The sequence below is a fragment of the Streptomyces sp. NPDC029044 genome (assembly GCF_040637495.1).
Lineage (GTDB): Bacteria > Actinomycetota > Actinomycetes > Streptomycetales > Streptomycetaceae > Streptomyces.
This window is the reverse complement of the sequence record NZ_JBEZWN010000005.1, coordinates 12,935-30,409: the sequence shown is the minus strand read 5'-3', so window position 1 is coordinate 30,409 and position 17,475 is coordinate 12,935. Positions and strand designations below refer to the sequence as shown.

At 67.7% G+C, this 17,475-nt stretch carries 10 protein-coding genes and 3 pseudogenes; 2 read left to right on the top strand and 11 right to left on the bottom strand.

What is annotated here, in order from left to right:
- Positions 1 to 41: 41 nt before the first annotated feature.
- The 3 genes from AB0E85_RS06375 to AB0E85_RS06365 form a co-directional block, all read right to left on the bottom strand.
- The gene (locus AB0E85_RS06375; RefSeq protein ID WP_361923148.1) at positions 42 to 4,577 is read right to left on the bottom strand and encodes a DUF6531 domain-containing protein; all 4,536 of its coding nucleotides are present in this window, start codon (positions 4,575 to 4,577) and stop codon (positions 42 to 44) included.
- Between the two features lie 117 nt (positions 4,578 to 4,694).
- On the bottom strand, positions 4,695 to 5,162 hold the full coding sequence (locus AB0E85_RS06370; protein ID WP_361923145.1) for a hypothetical protein: 468 nt from the start codon (positions 5,160 to 5,162) through the stop codon (positions 4,695 to 4,697).
- Between the two features lie 7 nt (positions 5,163 to 5,169).
- A complete protein-coding gene (locus AB0E85_RS06365; protein ID WP_361923142.1) occupies positions 5,170 to 5,817 on the bottom strand; it encodes a hypothetical protein in 648 nt (215 codons plus the stop codon).
- Between the two features lie 81 nt (positions 5,818 to 5,898).
- Between AB0E85_RS06365 and AB0E85_RS06360 the strand changes: the two genes are divergently transcribed.
- Complete coding sequence (locus tag AB0E85_RS06360; RefSeq protein ID WP_361923139.1) at positions 5,899 to 6,636, top strand: hypothetical protein; 738 nt, start codon at positions 5,899 to 5,901, stop codon at positions 6,634 to 6,636.
- 103 nt (positions 6,637 to 6,739) lie between these two features.
- Here the strand turns inward: AB0E85_RS06360 and AB0E85_RS06355 are convergent.
- A pseudogene (locus AB0E85_RS06355) lies at positions 6,740 to 6,921 on the bottom strand (DUF397 domain-containing protein).
- Positions 6,918 to 7,268 (bottom strand): annotated as a pseudogene (locus AB0E85_RS06350) (DUF5753 domain-containing protein); the annotation flags it as partial. The pseudogenes AB0E85_RS06355 and AB0E85_RS06350, both read right to left, overlap by 4 nt.
- Before the next feature lie 53 nt (positions 7,269 to 7,321).
- Between AB0E85_RS06350 and AB0E85_RS06345 the strand changes: the two are divergent.
- Positions 7,322 to 7,952 (top strand): annotated as a pseudogene (locus tag AB0E85_RS06345) (helix-turn-helix domain-containing protein); the annotation flags it as partial.
- Between the two features lie 205 nt (positions 7,953 to 8,157).
- Here AB0E85_RS06345 and tuf read toward each other — a convergent pair.
- The 6 genes from tuf to AB0E85_RS06315 all read right to left on the bottom strand — a co-directional run bounded on the left by tuf (position 8,158) and on the right by AB0E85_RS06315 (position 17,419).
- Positions 8,158 to 9,351, bottom strand: coding sequence for an elongation factor Tu (gene tuf, locus AB0E85_RS06340; RefSeq protein ID WP_030839706.1), 1,194 nt, complete (start codon positions 9,349 to 9,351; stop codon positions 8,158 to 8,160).
- Between the two features lie 156 nt (positions 9,352 to 9,507).
- Entirely contained in the window at positions 9,508 to 11,634 is a 2,127-nt protein-coding gene (gene fusA, locus AB0E85_RS06335) for an elongation factor G (RefSeq protein ID WP_184848994.1), read from the bottom strand.
- Between the two features lie 39 nt (positions 11,635 to 11,673).
- On the bottom strand, positions 11,674 to 12,144 hold the full coding sequence (gene rpsG / locus AB0E85_RS06330) for a 30S ribosomal protein S7 (protein ID WP_003992340.1): 471 nt from the start codon (positions 12,142 to 12,144) through the stop codon (positions 11,674 to 11,676).
- A 2-nt stretch (positions 12,145 to 12,146) separates the two neighbouring features.
- On the bottom strand, positions 12,147 to 12,518 hold the full coding sequence (rpsL, locus tag AB0E85_RS06325; protein WP_003948652.1) for a 30S ribosomal protein S12: 372 nt from the start codon (positions 12,516 to 12,518) through the stop codon (positions 12,147 to 12,149).
- Positions 12,519 to 12,839: 321 nt separating this feature from the next.
- Positions 12,840 to 13,358: a DUF1707 and DUF4190 domain-containing protein gene (locus tag AB0E85_RS06320; protein WP_361923136.1), complete on the bottom strand. Its 519-nt coding sequence runs from the start codon at positions 13,356 to 13,358 to the stop codon at positions 12,840 to 12,842.
- A gap of 161 nt (positions 13,359 to 13,519) precedes the next feature.
- Positions 13,520 to 17,419 carry a DNA-directed RNA polymerase subunit beta' gene (locus AB0E85_RS06315; protein WP_184559310.1) on the bottom strand — a complete coding sequence of 1,300 codons (3,900 nt, stop codon included), beginning with the start codon at positions 17,417 to 17,419 and terminating at the stop codon, positions 13,520 to 13,522.
- Positions 17,420 to 17,475 lie beyond the last annotated feature (56 nt).

The window sequence follows — 17,475 nt, the reverse complement described above, 5'->3', positions numbered from 1 at the left end:
CGCGTCACCATCCTTGTCCGTCGTCACACCGGCACAGTCCATCACGGTGCCGTCCACACGGCGTTCGCCGCCGGTTGCCCGCTCGCCAGCTCCCTCTCGACCTGCTGTCCGATGGAGCGAAGTTCCGAGCGCAGCGCGCCGCGGATGGCACGGGCTCCGTATCCGGCCGCCGTCATGCGGTCCACCGTGGTCTCCAGATGCGTGTTCAGGCGCAACAGGAACGGCTTGCGGTGTGTGAAGTTGTGCGGCCTCGGATGCCCCAGCGGGATCCCGTTCACCGCGTCGTTGATGTCGACGCCGTACCTCTCCAGCAGGGCCCGGCTCTCCGCCGCCCTGTTGCGCTTCATACCGGACGGCACGATGTGGGCGGCGGCTTCGCCCACACCCTTCCCCCGCCCTTCCCTCGCCAGGTTCTTCGCCAGCAGGTCGGCGTTCTCGGCACAGGTCAGCAACCCGAGGTAGTCGAGCCATGACAGCGGGTTCGGTACGTACGCCCTCGGGTTCGGTCCCGCGTCCAGCCCGAGCGGGTCAGAGCTGATGTAAGCCGCGTTGACCGGGTCGTAGTACCGGAAGAAGTTGTAGTGGAGCTGCGTCTCGGTGTCGAAGTACTGGCCGGGGAAGCGCAGCGGGGTGGAGGTGTCGTACGCCCCGTCCGGTGCCGTGAGTCCCCAGAGGGTGGCATCGGAGCGCCAGGCGATGTCACCGGCCTCCGAGACCAGCTCGGTCGGGGTGCCGACAAGATCGGTGACGATCGCGAAGAACCTCTCGTCGACAACCTCCTGAGGCGCGTCGGCGAGGGTGGTGCGCTCCGTCTGGGTCAGTGGGCGAGTGCCGTCTCGTTCCCAGGTCAGAGTGGACACCTCAGCTGAATCGGCGCGGACGGTCGTCTGCTCCACCAGATGTGCGCCGTCCCAGGTGAACCGGGTCTCCTCGGCGACGCCCTGTCCGTCGGAGGCCGGCCGCTGCTTGGCGATACGGCGTCCCAGCGGGTCGTAGAGGTAGCGCCATTCCGTTCCGTCAGGGGTGATGACCGAGGTGAGACGATCGTCGGCGTTCCAGGTGTAGCGCCAGATGTCGGGCTTGCGTGACAGCCTTGTCCTGCGGCGCAGCACGACCCGCCCGGCGGCGTCGTACTCGTAGTGGACGTCGCCCGCGCGCAGCACGCGGTTGCCCTGGTAGAGGCGTTCGCCGCGGGCCTCCTCGGCACCGTAGCGGTCCGGCCAGGCCGCCCGTGTCTGGTTGCCCTGCCCGTCGTAGGCGTAGGACTCCGTCCACTCCCCCGCGCGAACGCCGAGGACGCGTCCCACCAGGTCGAGGGCGAAGGTACGGCGTCCGGTCGAGCGGTCTTCGCATGCGGTGACGTGACCGTCGGGGCGGTATGTGTAGCTGCGATGCGTGAGCGGTGACAGGCTGCCCAGGGAGGTCAGCTGCTGTGTGCTGAGCCGGTCTCCCGCGTCCCAGCCCTGGGTGAGCGTGAGGGCCGAGTCGATGCTCCGGCTCGTCTCGCGACCGAGGCCGTCGTGGGCGAAGGCGAGGGTGTGGCCGACGGCGGCGAGCCGGATGCGGTGCCCGGCGGGATCGTACGTGTACGTCGTGACGGCACCACTCGGCGTGGTCCGGCGTGTCGGGCGGCCCGCGAGGTCGTACGCCGTGGCGAGGACCCTCCCGTCGACGGTCTCGGCGGTGACCCGCCCTCCACGGTCGTAGTCGTACGCGACCGTGGCGTCCGGCCCCGCGGCTCGCACGAGACGGCCGGAGCGGTCGTGGAGGAATGTGGTCACCTGGCCGTCCAGTACCGCCCGGATCCGGTTGCCGACCTCGTCGTAGGAGAACGCGGCTGTCTGCCCGACTGCGTTGGTGCGGCTCAGCAGCTGGCGGGCGGGGTCATAGGTGTAAGTGAGCGTATGACCGTCGAAGTCCGTCTCCGCCACCGTGTTGCCGACCGCGTCGTAGCGGTAGTCCCAGGTCAGGTCGCGTGCGTCGGTCACGCGGAGGAGCCGCAGTTCCGTGTCGTGAGTGAAGGTGTGACGGACGCCGTCCGGTGTCGTGCGCGAGGTGAGCAGATCGAAGGCACCGTATGTGCAGGTGGTGGTCCGGCCGAGTGCGTCGGTGTGGGTGAGCTGGTTGCCCTCGCCGTCGTAACTCCACCGCTGGACGCTGCCGTCGGGGTCGGTCCGGGACGTGAGGAGGCCTTCCACCGACCAGGTCCGTCGGGTCCGGCCGCCCAAGGGGTCGACGACCGTGGCGCACCGGCCGAACGGGTCGTACACGTACGTGGAGACCGCACCGAGCGGATCGGTGGCCGAAGTCGCCTGCCCGGCACGGTTGTTGGAGAACCGGTAGGTCGCACCTGTCGCATCCGTCAGGGAGGTCAGCGCTCCCGTCGCCTCGCGGGCGAACACAGTGGTGGCTCCGTCGGCGGTCGTCAGCGACGTGCAGTTGCCGCGCGCGTCCCACTCCTGACGGATGACACCGCCGTCGTACTCGGTGATCTCCACCGGCAGTCCGAGCTCGTTGTAGCGGGTCGTCGAGACGGAGCCGTCAGGCAGCCTCACGGTGGTCGGGCGGCCCGCGTCGTCCCACTCGAAGCGGAGCTCGCGGCCCAGTTGGTCGGTGCGCCTGAGCAGCCGGTCCCGGTCGTCCCACTCCTGGGTGACCGTGTGACCGAGCGCGTCGGTCTCCGCGATCAGCTGGTAAGCGCCGTTGAACTGGTAGTGCGTGGCATGCCCGAGCGAGTCGACGGCGACCGTGTGCCGGGCCTCGTCGTCGTACGCGAAGGTGTAGGAGAGAAAACCGTCCTTGCCGTGACCGGCCACGCAGCGGCCCTGCTCGTCGTATTCGAAGCGGTACCGGACTTCGTTGCGGTCCTCCCATCCCGTGATGCGCCGGTTGTCGTCGTAGTCGAAGCGCAGGGGCAGGCCGGAGGAGTTGCGGACGGCTGCGAGGTTGCCGCGTGCGTCGTAGCCGTAGCGGACCAGTGTCGGCCGGTCGGGGTGGCTGTCCAGGGTCAGCTCCGTGATCCTGCCGCTTTCGCAGGTCACGCCGATGCGGTAGCCCCCGTGGTGGACGACCTCCTCCGGTGTGCCGTCCGACCGGTACGTCACGCCGACCGTGTTGCCATTGCGGTCGCGGATCTCCGCCAGCGGAAGTTCGGCGACCGGCCGGTCGGGCAGCGGTCGGAACCGCAAGGTGTGACCGGTCTCGGGCCGGTGCACGACGAGCTCGCCTTGGGCGCTCCCGTCCCAGCTCAGCGGCCAGGCCGGGCCTGCCACCGGCAGGACCGGGGCATCCACGTCAGGGACGGGATAGTGCAGCACCATGCCGTCGTCGACGGTGAACCGCACACCGCTCTCGTCGAGCAGGAGGCGCTGGTCGAGCGTGCAGGTCCAGCTCGGCCCCAGGAGCCGGCCGCTGCGGACGCGGGTACGGTGATGGCGTTCCAGGACGAGCGGGAGCACACCGGCCAGTGTCACGTCCGTGGCGGACATGACCATCTCCCCGGTCGCCAGATCGACGGGGTCGCCGCGGGTGATGAGTTTCTTCATCTGCCGGCCGAAGGCGCTCGCGCCCTTGCCGAAGCCCTTGACGCCCATGGCCATGCCCTTGAGGCCGGTCTTGCCGAGCGCTTTCATGCCCTTGGCGAGTCCGCCGAGGGTGGTCAGGCCCTTCATGCCCGGTATGCAGTCCAGCGCAGCCAGCCCCACATCCCACAGGGACGCTTGGCCTTTCGAGTATTTGTAGAGCGTGTCGGCAAGCACCACGAGCGCCGCGATCAGCACGATCGCGCCCAGGATCGGACCGCCGATGATCATCGCCACAATGCCGACGACCGCGACGACGATCTTGCAGGCGGCGACGATGCTGTCCCAGTTGTCGGTGAACCAGTCGCCGCACCACGACCGGTTCTGGATACCCGCGTCGGAGGCCTCGTCGATCTTCGACTTGGCTTCCCGCGCCGCGTCGTCACGCATCTTGCGCGCGTCCTCGGCCATCTTCTTCGCGGCGGCGAGCGCGTCCTGCGCGTCGGATACGTCCGACTGCGCCTTGCTCTGGGCGGACTTGGCATGCTGCACGTCCCGCGTCGCCGACCGCACCTTGGCCTCATCAGGCTTCTCGGCGCCTTTGCTGCCGGTCGGGTCGTCCTTGTACTTGTCCGCCTCCTTGCCGGCCCGCGTCACCCACGAGTCGGCCGAGGTGAGACGGGACTGCGCCGAGGAAAGGCTGTCGCGCGCCTCCCGGCCCTTGCGCAGCGCCTTGTCCGCCAGCGACTGCGCACGCTCCAGCTTCGGCCAGAAGTCCGCCAGCGCATCCCCGCACATCTCATAGGACTTCTTCCGCTTCTTGAGGTTCTTCGGGACGTCGGCGAAGTCCTCCTTGAAGACATCCGCCGACTTGCCCGCCCACTCCAGAAGCGTGCCCTCCCCCGCCATGCCCTTGACCAGACGCAGCGCGTCGGAGACGTCGTCGGCGAAGTCGTGCAGGTGCTTCGCGAGTGTGCGCACCCGCTGCGGATCGCCAGGGGTCGGATCCTTGTCCAAGTCCAGGACATGCCAGTCCGCAGGCCTGTGCCCCGCCATACCGCAACCCCCGCCACGCGTACACCAACGTCAACAACCGTATGCACACGTGAACTTACAAGGCACAGCCGTTCGACGGAAAGGCGGTACTGTCGGCGGAGACTGCGGAGACCGGCGTCAGGAGATGTGTCCGCGTACCGCCCGCCGGGCATCCGCGACGGCGTAGGCGCACCGCAGCCACCAGACCTCCAGCCTGTCCCGCACCGCCACGTACACCCACCGCCGCTTGAACCACGGCGGCAGCTTCCGGAACGGTACGAAGGTCAAGGTGTCCCTGATGGGGTGCTCGGCGACTCCGCCGGGTCCCTCCGCGCGCAGGGCCGCGTACAGCTCGGGCGTCAACTCCCCGTTCAGGCGGGCCGCGTGACCCGCCGCCGTGAAGGCGAACCCCCGCTGGGCGGCGTCCGGCAGCCGCATGGCCCGGGCGATCCGCGGAGATGCCTCCGCCGGTGAGCAGTGGAACGCCAGGCCGATCACCGCCGTCCCGAGATGCGCCTCGCCACGCTCGAAGGCCACGTCCCACTCCCCCGGGTCGTCCAGCCCCAGCAGGCCCTCACCGCTGTCCCAGTCCCAGCCGAGAGACACGGGCGCGTCAGTCCGTGAAACGGAACGTCGACGTGATCGCGTCGAAGATGTCGAAGAAGGAGTCCGCGAGATCCAGGACCTGGCTGCTGCCGGCGACCAGGGCGACCTTGCCCTCCTGGCCAGGCACGGGGATGTACGTCTGCATCAGCACAGCCCTGATCGTGCGGTTGAGCGCGTCGCCCGGTACGGCGATGTCCTCGATGCCCTGCGTGCGCGCGGCCGGGCCGACACCCGGGATGTCCACCGTCGTCACCTTGCGCCAGGAGTCGCCCTCTCGCTTGGCCTCCTTGACCGCGAGCTGACTCGCGATGACGGCCGGGTCGTTCGACAACGGCTCACCGCGCTCGTTGCGGCCGCCCACGAGTGAAACGGTCACCGAACCCGTGATCGGCGTGTCCCCGCCGAAGCTCTCCGCCATACAGCCGCAGTACATCGCGCCCGACTTCCACGCGTCCGCGGCGGCCCTCCGGAGGAAGTCGACATACGCGTCCCGGTACTGCTCCAACTCCGGTCGCTGCTGCACCCGTTCGTTCACCATCCGCCGGATCGAGTCGTCGCGCGACTCCGGCCGTACGTCGAACTCCCACCACGACTCCGGCACCTTGATCCGGAAACCGCCCCGCTCGACGGTCAGGGTCTCCATGTAGCGGGCCATGGCGCCGGCCTCCCGTTCACTCGATCACAAGTCCGACCATCGTCCCACTGCGCGAGGACGAGGTACGACAAGATCAGCGGCGTGAGACGGACGAGACAGGCGATAGCCATGGACATGGCCGGTGCGGAGATCGAGCGGCGCAGGTCGCAGTGGAATACGGACGGGATCCAGGTGTCCTCCGTGCCCTGGGCCGACGATCGCGAGTGGCTGGTAGTGCACTTCAGCGCTGCGTGCTGGGCCGTGCGGCTGCTGGTGGAGGTGCACCGCAGCGGTCACGCGCGCCTGCACTTCGCTTCGACGAGCGAGAGCGAGCTCGGAGGCGAGGGCCAGGCCGTCCAGGAGCCCCGCCGGGTCGCCTCCGTGGAGGCGGTCGGTGCGCTGCTCGACGAGGCGGTGGCCCGGGCCGGGCGGATCAGCCTTCAGCCGGCGCAGCTCATCGCCCGTACCTGCACGACCGGCTGGCTGGACTGGATCCACGGCGAGCTGTGGCTGCTCCCCGATCAGCTGCTCCGCATCCGCGGCGGCATACCGGCCACCCTGACGGTCGGGCTCCTCGGGCCCGAACTGGCGACCCCGGCCACGTTCCGGACGCTCGCCCACGACCCCGACGCCATCCGCTCCGCCCACCGCACCAACAAGGTGCTCCCCCTCGCCGAGATCACGCACGTCCGGATCCACGGCGGCCTGACCACCTCCGGAATGTCGCTCTCCATGGCCGACGGGTCGCGCCACAAACTGCTCTGGATGTCCATGGAGCCCGCGCGCGGCCTCCTCAGGGACCGGCTTCTGCCGCTCCTGGGCCCTCGACTGGCTCACTGAGCTCCCGAAGCTGCCCCCACGTCCAGAAGGGGGAGTCCTTCGGCGGTGCCGGGCACCGCTCGGGCCGGACCTCCGACGGCACCGGCATCCTTCGGAACGCCGACTAGACGGAGGCCAGAAACTCAGACCAGGCCTCCGGCGTGAGCGCGAGCCGGGGACCTTCGGTGTGCTTGGAGTCCCGGACGTGGATGGTGTGGGGGCTATGGCGATCTCGACGCAGGAGTCGCCGTCGGGCCCACTGCTGTAGCTGCTCTTGAACCACGCCGGTTCAGCGTTGCGGATCATGTCTCTCCCAGCAGTTGCTCGATGAAGGCCAGCGACTCCCGCGGGGGAAGGGCCTGACCGCGGATGGTGCCGTAGCGCAATTCGAGGATCCGGATGTGCTTCGGATCAGTGGTCGGCCGGCCGGTGAAAGCGCCGTCGGACCGGCCCACCGCAGTGCCGTCCCCGAATTTCAGCACCTCGACCCTCCCGTTCAGACCGGGGTGTGCCTCGCTGCTCGTCGGCATCAGCTGAAGCCTGACGTTACGCAACCGCCCCACCTCCAGCAGACGCTCAAGCTGCTGACGCCACACCAATGTGCCTCCGACCGGTCGGAGCAGCGTCGCCTCCTCCTGGACGAAGCTCAGCGCAACACGTCACCACACAACCGCAGACATGCGACGGCCCCCGCCGGGACGGCAATCCGGCCGGCGCCCGCATCGACATCAAGTCCCTCGCGGCCCGCTTCCCGGAGGGCACGACCCGCATCGCCGCGGCCCTGCGCGAGCTGGAGGCACACGGCTACCTGCGCCGCACCCGCGAACGCGTCCCGGACGGCCGGATCATCACCCGAACGACCTCCTGCAACCAGCCGGGGCACAGCGGTCCCGACACCCCCCGCCCAACTGTGAGGAAGCGACCGAGGCACCCCAGGGGGCAAGCCCCTCCCCGCCGTACCGCGCCCGCCCCACCCCGCCCCCGCCCTCCTCCAGCAGGCCACGGACCTCCTCGGCCGGCTCCGCCGCGAAGACCCCCGCCTCCTCCTCTCCGCGACCGACACCGCCCACCTCGCCCCGGGCGTCGCCGCCTGGCTGGAGTGCGACGTCTCCCCGGCCGCCGTACGGCACGCCCTGACGACGGACCTCCCACCCGAGCCCCTCCACCGCCCGGCGGCCCTCCTGGCCCACCGCCTCACAGCCCAACTGCCACCCCCACCGCCCTTCGCCCCACCGCAGGCACCCCCTCCGCCCGCCCGTCACTTCCTCCAGACCTGCGACGGCTGCGACCGCGCCTTCCGCGCACCTCGATCCGGCCACTGCCGCGACTGCCGCGCCAGTCGAACCGAACCCGTATCAGGTCGTCGTCCGCAGCGAGCGGATCTACGTCGTCCAGATCACATACGTGGGCTTCTGACTCGCCACACGAGACGCAGCTCGCCGGCGCCCGTTGCAGGACAACGCAAAAGGGCCCGCACGACCGAAGTCGTGCGGGCCCCTTCGAGCCACTCAGGTCAGTGGACCCTCAAGCCAGTCCGAAGACTTACTTGTTGATCTTGGTGACCTGGCCGGCGCCCACGGTCCGGCCACCCTCACGGATGGCGAACTTCAGGCCCTCTTCCATGGCGACGGGCTGGATGAGCTCCACCTTCATCTCGGTGTTGTCACCCGGCATGACCATCTCGGTGCCCTCGGGGAGGGTCACCACGCCGGTCACGTCCGTCGTGCGGAAGTAGAACTGCGGGCGGTAGTTGTTGAAGAACGGCGTGTGGCGGCCACCCTCGTCCTTGGACAGGATGTAGGCCTGCGCCTCGAACTCGGTGTGCGGGGTGACCGAGCCCGGCTTGATGATGACCTGGCCGCGCTCGACGTCCTCGCGCTTGATGCCACGGAGGAGCAGACCGACGTTCTCACCGGCCTGGCCCTCGTCGAGGAGCTTGCGGAACATCTCGATGCCGGTGACCGTGGTGGTGGTCTTCTCCTGCTTGATGCCCACGATGTCAACGGTCTCGTTGACCTTGAGGACACCACGCTCGATACGACCGGTGACGACGGTGCCACGACCGGTGATCGTGAAGACGTCCTCGATCGGCATCAGGAACGGCTTGTCGACGTCGCGCTCGGGCTGCGGGATGTTCTCGTCCACGGCCTTCATGAGCTCGAGGACGGAGTTGCCCCACTCCTTGTCGCCCTCGAGCGCCTTGAGCGCCGAGACCTTGACGACCGGCAGGTCGTCGCCCGGGAACTCGTACTCGGAGAGGAGCTCACGGACCTCGAGCTCGACGAGCTCCAGGATCTCCTCGTCGTCCACCATGTCGGCCTTGTTCAGGGCGACGACGATGTACGGAACGCCGACCTGGCGGGCCAGGAGCACGTGCTCCTTGGTCTGCGGCATCGGGCCGTCGGTGGCGGCGACCACGAGGATGGCGCCGTCCATCTGCGCCGCACCCGTGATCATGTTCTTGATGTAGTCCGCGTGACCGGGGCAGTCGACGTGGGCGTAGTGACGCGTCTCGGTCTGGTACTCGACGTGCGCGATGGAGATGGTGATACCGCGCTGGCGCTCCTCAGGAGCCTTGTCGATCTGGTCGAAGGCCGAGGCCTCGTTCAGGTCCGGGTACGCGTCGTGCAGCACCTTGGTAATGGCGGCCGTGAGGGTCGTCTTACCGTGGTCGATGTGACCGATGGTGCCGATGTTGACGTGCGGCTTAGTCCGCTCGAACTTCGCCTTCGCCACTGGGGTCCTCCTGTGGAGTGGTTCTGGTACGCCTTACTCATCGGCGCCAGGTGATCTTTGCTGGAAAGCCCGGGCCCCGGGGCACTCTCACCGCGATTGCGGCGGAATGCCCCTCAAGGCTCCGGAGTCAAGCCTACGGCGTGTAGACGCGGTGCGTTACTCGCCCTTGGCCTTCGCGATGATCTCCTCGGCGACGTTCCGGGGAACCTCGGCGTAGGAGTCGAACTGCATGGAGTAGCTCGCACGGCCGGACGTCTTGCTGCGCAGGTCGCCGACGTAACCGAACATCTCCGAGAGGGGCACGAGGCCCTTCACGACGCGGGCACCGGCCCGCTCCTCCATGGCCTGGATCTGACCACGGCGGGAGTTGATGTCGCCGATGACCTCACCCATGTAGTCCTCGGGCGTGGTGACCTCGACGGCCATCATCGGCTCAAGGAGCACGGGGGACGCCTTGCGCGCGGCCTCCTTGAAGGCCTGCGAACCGGCGATCTTGAACGCGAGCTCGGAGGAGTCGACCTCGTGGTAGCCACCGTCGATGAGCGTGACGCGGACGCCCGTCATCTCGTAGCCCGCGAGGATGCCGAACTGCATGGCCTCCTGCGCACCGGCGTCCACCGAAGGGATGTACTCCTTCGGGATACGGCCACCGGTGACCTTGTTCACGAACTCGTACGACGCGTCGCCGCCCTCGATCGGCTCGATCGCGATCTGCACCTTGGCGAACTGGCCGGTACCACCAGTCTGCTTCTTGTGCGTGTAGTCGACGCGCTCGACGGCCTTGCGGATCGTCTCGCGGTAGGCGACCTGCGGCTTGCCGACGTTGGCCTCGACCTTGAACTCACGGCGCATACGGTCGACCAGCACCTCGAGGTGCAGCTCGCCCATACCACCGATGATGGTCTGGCCGGTCTCCTCGTCCGAGTGGACCTGGAAGGACGGGTCCTCCTCGGCCAGGCGCTGGATGGCGACACCCAGCTTCTCCTGGTCGCCCTTGGACTTGGGCTCGATGGCGACCTGGATGACCGGCGCCGGGAAGTCCATGGACTCCAGGATCACCGGGTTCTTGTCGTCGGACAGCGTCTCACCGGTGGTGGTCTGCTTCAGGCCCATGACGGCGACGATGTCGCCGGCGCCCACCGAGTCGATCTCCTCACGCTTGTTCGCGTGCATACGGTAGATCTTGCCGATGCGCTCCTTCTTGCCCTTGACGGAGTTCAGCACGGCGGTGCCGGACTCCAGGCGGCCCGAGTAGACCCGGACGAAGGTGAGCTTGCCGAGGTGCGGGTCGCTCATGATCTTGAAGGCGAGCGCGGCGAGGGGCTCGTCCTCGGACGGCTTGCGCGCGATGACCTGCTCCGGGTCCTTGACGTCGTGGCCCTCGATGGCCTCGACGTCGAGCGGGGTGGGCAGGTAGCGCACGACCGCGTCGAGCAGGGGCTGAACGCCCTTGTTCTTGAACGCGGTGCCGCAGAACACGGGGGTGACGGTGGTGCCGCCGCTCTTGCCCGACGCGATGGTGATACGACGGATCGCGGCGTAGAGCTGCTCCACGGTGGGCTCGGTGCCCTCCAGGTACAGCTCCATCAGCTCTTCGTCGTTCTCGGCAACGGCCTCGAGCAGCTTGCCGCGGTACTCCTCGGCAGCCTCGGCGTGGGTGTCCGGGATGTCGACGGTGTCGTACATCTCGCCCTTGGTCGCCTCGGCCGACCAGACCAGGGCCTTCATCGTCACGAGGTCGATGACGCCCTTGAAGTCCGCCTCCGCACCGATCGGCAGCTGCATGACCAGCGGCTGCGCGCCCAGGCGGTCCGAGATCATGTCCACGCAGCGGTGGAACTCGGCGCCGGTACGGTCCAGCTTGTTGACGAAGCAGATGCGCGGCACGCCGTAGCGGTCGGCCTGACGCCACACCGTCTCGGACTGCGGCTCGACACCGGCGACACCGTCGAACACCGTCACGGCACCGTCGAGCACGCGCAGGGAGCGCTCCACCTCGACGGTGAAGTCGACGTGACCCGGGGTGTCGATGATGTTGATGGTGTAGTCGTTGTCTTCGAGCGGCCAGTGACAGGTGGTCGCAGCAGACGTGATCGTGATGCCACGCTCCTGCTCCTGCTCCATCCAGTCCATGGTGGCAGCGCCGTCGTGGACCTCACCGATCTTGTAAGACACACCGGTGTAGAACAGGATCCGCTCGGTGGTGGTCGTCTTGCCCGCGTCGATGTGGGCCATGATCCCGATGTTGCGGACCTTGGCCAGGTCAAGTGAAGTGGTAGCCATAAGGCTTCAGTCTTCTCTCGGTCTCGATGTGGGTAGCGACTACCAGCGGTAGTGCGCGAAGGCCTTGTTGGACTCGGCCATCTTGTGGGTGTCCTCGCGCTTCTTCACAGCGGCACCGAGGCCGTTGGAGGCGTCGAGAAGTTCGTTGAGCAGACGCTCGGTCATGGTCTTCTCGCGACGGGCGCGGGAGTAACCGACCAGCCAGCGCAGCGCGAGCGTGTTGGCGCGACCGGGCTTGACCTCGATCGGAACCTGGTACGTCGCACCACCGACACGGCGGGACTTGACCTCGAGGGTCGGCTTGATGTTCTCCAGCGCGCGCTTCAGCGTGATGATCGGGTCGTTGCCCGTCTTCTCACGCAGACCCTCCATGGCGCCGTAGACGATGCGCTCGGCGGTGGAGCGCTTGCCGTTCAGCAGCACCTTGTTGATGAGGGAGGTCACCAGAGGAGAACCGTAGACCGGGTCGATGATGACCGGGCGCTTCGGGGCGGGGCCCTTACGAGGCATTCTTACTTCTCCTTCTTGGCGCCGTAGCGGCTGCGGGCCTGCTTGCGGTTCTTGACACCCTGGGTGTCGAGCGATCCGCGGATGATCTTGTAGCGAACACCCGGCAGGTCCTTCACACGGCCGCCGCGCACGAGCACGATGGAGTGCTCCTGCAGGTTGTGTCCCTCACCCGGAATGTAAGCTGTGACCTCGATCCCGCTGGTCAGACGCACACGCGCGACCTTACGCAGGGCCGAGTTCGGCTTCTTCGGGGTGGTCGTGAACACACGCGTGCAGACGCCGCGACGCTGAGGGGAACCCTCGAGTGCGGGCGTCTTGTTCTTCTCGACCTTGTCCTGCCGGCCCTTGCGGACCAGCTGCTGGATCGTAGGCACTACTTCTCCGGTTTCTGTGTGCCGAATGGTGAAGCTAACCTGGAACGTCGCCGACCCACGCGGTCGGGTGTGTCGAATCCCGCGGACTCCCGCCGCCAGGCAGAAAACACGCAGATTGCGGTGGCCGGTATCAGGCTCGCCGTGCGGTTCATGGCACACACGCAAGCCAGGGCACACCCCAGGCACAAGGTCTGAGCGTACCTACCGCATTCGCTGCGGTCAAAACAAATGGGCACCGCCCGCATCGCCAGGCGGGACATGTCAAGCCCCTCGGCCGTTGTCGATCTTCAATTCGTCGGCGAGTGTCCGATATGCATACCTTCAGGATGCTACGACAGACACCACTGTCAGCAACACCAGAACGAGTGCCCAACCTGCCGTCGACAACCACCCGAGCACCAGGCCGGTCAGCGCGAGCCCGTCCCCCAGCTCCCCCCGGTTGCGGATCTCGGCCCGGGCCACATGCCCCAGCACGACGGCCGGGATCCCTGTCAGCCCCATGGTGGGCACACACAGCAGCCCGCACACCCCGGCCGCGACGGCCTTCCCGTTGGTCCGTGGCCGCGGCACGGGCAGGTACGACGCCGGCACGGGCGCGAACGAGGCCGGGCGCGGCAGCGGCCCCTGCGGCAGATCCGCGACGAGCAGCGCCAGCTCCCCCACCGTCCGCGCCGCGTAGGCCCGCCCCACCCGCTTCTCGAACTCACCGTGCTCCAGACGCCCCTCGCCGTACCCGGCTCTGAGCACGTCCACGGCCCGCTCCCGGTCGGCGTGCGACGCGAGCATCGACGGGGCACCGGAGCCCTGCCAGGGCTGCCAGGACGGATAGGGCTGCGACACGGAGCACCTCCCCGGGGCCGGACGTCCTTCCATCATGCGCCGAAGCGGGGATTCCGGCACAGGTGGCGTCCACGACAGGGCACCGCCTGTCGGCCGGACGGCGGACACGCCGAAGGGCGGCCACCCCGCAGGGTGACCGCCCTTCGACTCAAGCGACTCGCTTACTGGTTGTACGGACCGTAGTCGTAGTCCTCCAGCGGAACGGCCTGGCCGGAGCCCGTGCCGAACGGCGAGTAGTCGATGTCGTCGTAGCCGACGGCCGAGTACATCGCGGCCTTGGCCTCCTCGGTCGGCTCGACCCGGATGTTGCGGTAGCGGGACAGACCCGTACCGGCCGGGATGAGCTTACCGATGATGACGTTCTCCTTGAGGCCGATGAGGCTGTCGGACTTGGCGTTGATCGCCGCGTCCGTCAGGACTCGGGTCGTCTCCTGGAAGGAGGCGGCCGACAGCCAGGATTCCGTCGCCAGCGAGGCCTTGGTGATACCCATGAGCTGCGGACGACCCGAAGCCGGGTGACCGCCCTCCTGGACCACACGACGGTTCTCGTGCTCGAACTTCGAGCGCTCGACCAGCTCGCCGGGCAGCAGCTCGGCGTCGCCCGACTCGATGATCGTCACGCGGCGCAGCATCTGCCGGATGATGATCTCGATGTGCTTGTCGTGGATCGACACGCCCTGCGAGTTGTAGACCTTCTGGACCTCGCCGACCAGGTGGACCTGGACGGCACGCTGACCCAGGATGCGCAGCACGTCGTGCGGGTTGGTGGCACCCACGGTGAGCTTCTGGCCCACCTCGACGTGCTCACCCTCGCTGACCAGGAGACGGGCACGCTTGGAGATCGGGAACGCCGTCTCGTCGCTGCCGTCGTCCGGGGTGACGACGATCTTCTTGGTCTTCTCGGTCTCCTCGATCCGCACGCGGCCCTGGGCCTCGGAGATCGGGGCGACACCCTTCGGGGTACGGGCCTCGAAGAGCTCGACGACACGCGGCAGACCCTGGGTGATGTCGTCACCGGCCACACCACCGGTGTGGAAGGTACGCATCGTCAGCTGGGTACCGGGCTCACCGATGGACTGGGCGGCGATGATGCCGACCGCCTCACCGATGTCGACCAGCTTGCCGGTGGCCAGCGAACGGCCGTAGCACATCGCGCAGGTACCGACGGCGGACTCGCAGGTCAGGACCGAGCGGGTCTTGACCTCCTCGACGCCGCGCTGGACGAGCTCCTCGATGAGGACGTCGCCCAGGTCGGTGCCGGCCGGGGCCAGCACCTGACCGTCGACCACGATGTCCTCGGCGAGGCAGCGCGCGTACACGGACGTCTCGACGTCCTCGGTCTTGACCAGACCGCCCTCGGCGTTCCGGTCCGCGATCTTGAGGCGCAGACCGCGCTCGGTGCCGCAGTCCTCCTCGCGAATGATGACGTCCTGGGAGACGTCGACCAGACGACGGGTGAGGTAACCCGAGTCGGCGGTACGCAGAGCGGTGTCCGCCAGACCCTTACGGGCACCGTGCGTGGAGATGAAGTACTCCAGCACGGACAGGCCCTCACGGAAGGACGCCTTGATCGGACGCGGGATCGTCTCGTTCTTCGCGTTCGACACCAGACCACGCATACCGGCGATCTGACGCATCTGCATCATGTTGCCTCGTGCACCCGAGTTCACCATCATGAAGATCGGGTTGGTCTTCGGGAAGTTGTCGTTCATCGCCTCGGCGACCTCGTTGGTCGCCTTGGTCCAGATCGCGATGAGTTCCTGCGTGCGCTCGTCCTTGGTGATCAGACCGCGCTCGTACTGCTTCTGGACCTTCTCGTCCTGCGCCTCGTACCCGCGGACGATCTCCTTCTTCGCCTCGGGAACGACGACGTCGGAGATGGCCACGGTGACGCCGGAACGGGTCGCCCAGAAGAAGCCGGCCGCCTTCAGGTTGTCGAGCGTCGCCGCCACGATGACCTTCGGGTAGCGCTCGGCGAGGTCGTTGACGATCTCGGAGAGCTGCTTCTTGCCGACCTCGTAGTCGACGAACGGGTAGTCCTCGGGCAGCAGCTCGTTGAAGAGCGCGCGGCCCAGGGTGGTGTTCAGCCGGAAGCTGTCACCCTGCTGCCACTCGGGCTCACCCTCCTCGCGCGCCGGCGGGGTCCAGCCGCGCGGCGGGATGGTGCCGACCGGGAAACGGACGTCGATCTTCGACTGGAGCGACAGCTCGCCCGCGTCGAAGGCCATGATCGCCTCGGCGACCGAGGCGAAGGAACGGCCCTCGCCCTTGAGGTCGCGCATCTCGCCGTCGGTGGTGAGGAAGAACAGACCGAGGACCATGTCCTGGGTCGGCATCGTCACCGGACGGCCGTCGGCCGGCTTGAGGATGTTGTTCGAGGACAGCATCAGGATGCGGGCCTCGGCCTGCGCCTCCGCGGACAGCGGCAGGTGCACGGCCATCTGGTCACCGTCGAAGTCCGCGTTGAACGCGGTGCAGACGAGCGGGTGGATCTGGATGGCCTTGCCCTCGACCAGCTGCGGCTCGAAGGCCTGGATGCCGAGGCGGTGCAGCGTGGGCGCACGGTTCAGCAGAACCGGGTGCTCCGCGATGACCTCTTCCAGCACGTCGTACACGACCGTGCGGCCGCGCTCGACCATGCGCTTGGCGCTCTTGATGTTCTGCGCGTGGTTCAGGTCGACCAGGCGCTTCATCACGAACGGCTTGAAGAGCTCCAGCGCCATCGCCTTCGGCAGACCGCACTGGTGCAGCTTCAGCTGCGGACCGACGACGATCACGGAACGCGCGGAGTAGTCCACACGCTTACCGAGCAGGTTCTGGCGGAAGCGACCCTGCTTACCCTTCAGCATGTCGCTGAGGGACTTCAGCGGGCGGTTACCGGGACCGGTGACCGGACGGCCACGACGACCGTTGTCGAACAGCGCGTCGACGGCCTCCTGGAGCATGCGCTTCTCGTTGTTCACGATGATCTCGGGCGCACCGAGGTCGAGAAGCCGCTTCAGGCGGTTGTTCCGGTTGATCACACGGCGGTACAGGTCGTTCAGGTCGGAGGTCGCGAAGCGGCCACCGTCCAGCTGCACCATCGGACGCAGGTCCGGCGGGATGACCGGCACGCAGTCGAGCACCATGCCCTTGGGGCTGTTGCTGGTCTGCAGGAACGCGGAGACGACCTTCAGGCGCTTGAGCGCACGGGTCTTCTTCTGGCCCTTGCCGGTACGGATGATCTCGCGGAGGCGCTCGGCCTCCTCGTCGAGGTCGAAGGACTCCAGGCGCTTCTGCAGCGCCGCGGCACCCATCGAGCCGTCGAAGTACGTGCCGAAGCGGTCACGCAGCTCGCGGTAGAGCAGCTCGTCGCCCTCCAGGTCCTGGACCTTGAGGTTCTTGAAGCGGTTCCACACCTCGTCGAGCCGGTCGATCTCGCGCTGCGCACGGTCGCGCAGCTGCTTCATCTCACGCTCGGCACCCTCGCGCACCTTGCGGCGCACGTCGGCCTTGGCGCCCTCGGCCTCCAGCTCGGCCAGGTCGGTCTCGAGCTTCTTGGCGCGGGCCTCCAGGTCGGCGTCGCGGCGCTGCTCGATCTGCTGGCGCTCGACGGAGACGTGGGCCTCCAGCGAGGGCAGGTCGCGCGTACGGCGCTCCTCGTCGACGTACGTGATCATGTACGCCGCGAAGTAGATGACCTTCTCGAGGTCCTTGGGAGCCAGGTCGAGCAGGTAGCCCAGCCGGCTCGGGACGCCCTTGAAGTACCAGATGTGCGTGACCGGGGCGGCCAGCTCGATGTGGCCCATCCGCTCACGGCGCACCTTGGCGCGGGTGACCTCGACGCCACACCGCTCACAGATGATGCCCTTGAAGCGGACACGCTTGTACTTGCCGCAGTAGCACTCCCAGTCCCGGGTCGGACCGAAGATCTTCTCGCAGAAGAGTCCGTCCTTTTCGGGCTTGAGCGTGCGGTAGTTGATCGTCTCGGGCTTCTTGACCTCGCCGTGGCTCCACTGACGGATGTCGTCAGCGGTGGCCAGACCGATCCGGAGCTCGTCGAAGAAGTTGACGTCGAGCACTATGCGTCAATCCCTCTCAGGGTTGTAAGTCATGGGGTCTGATACGGGGGTCCTGG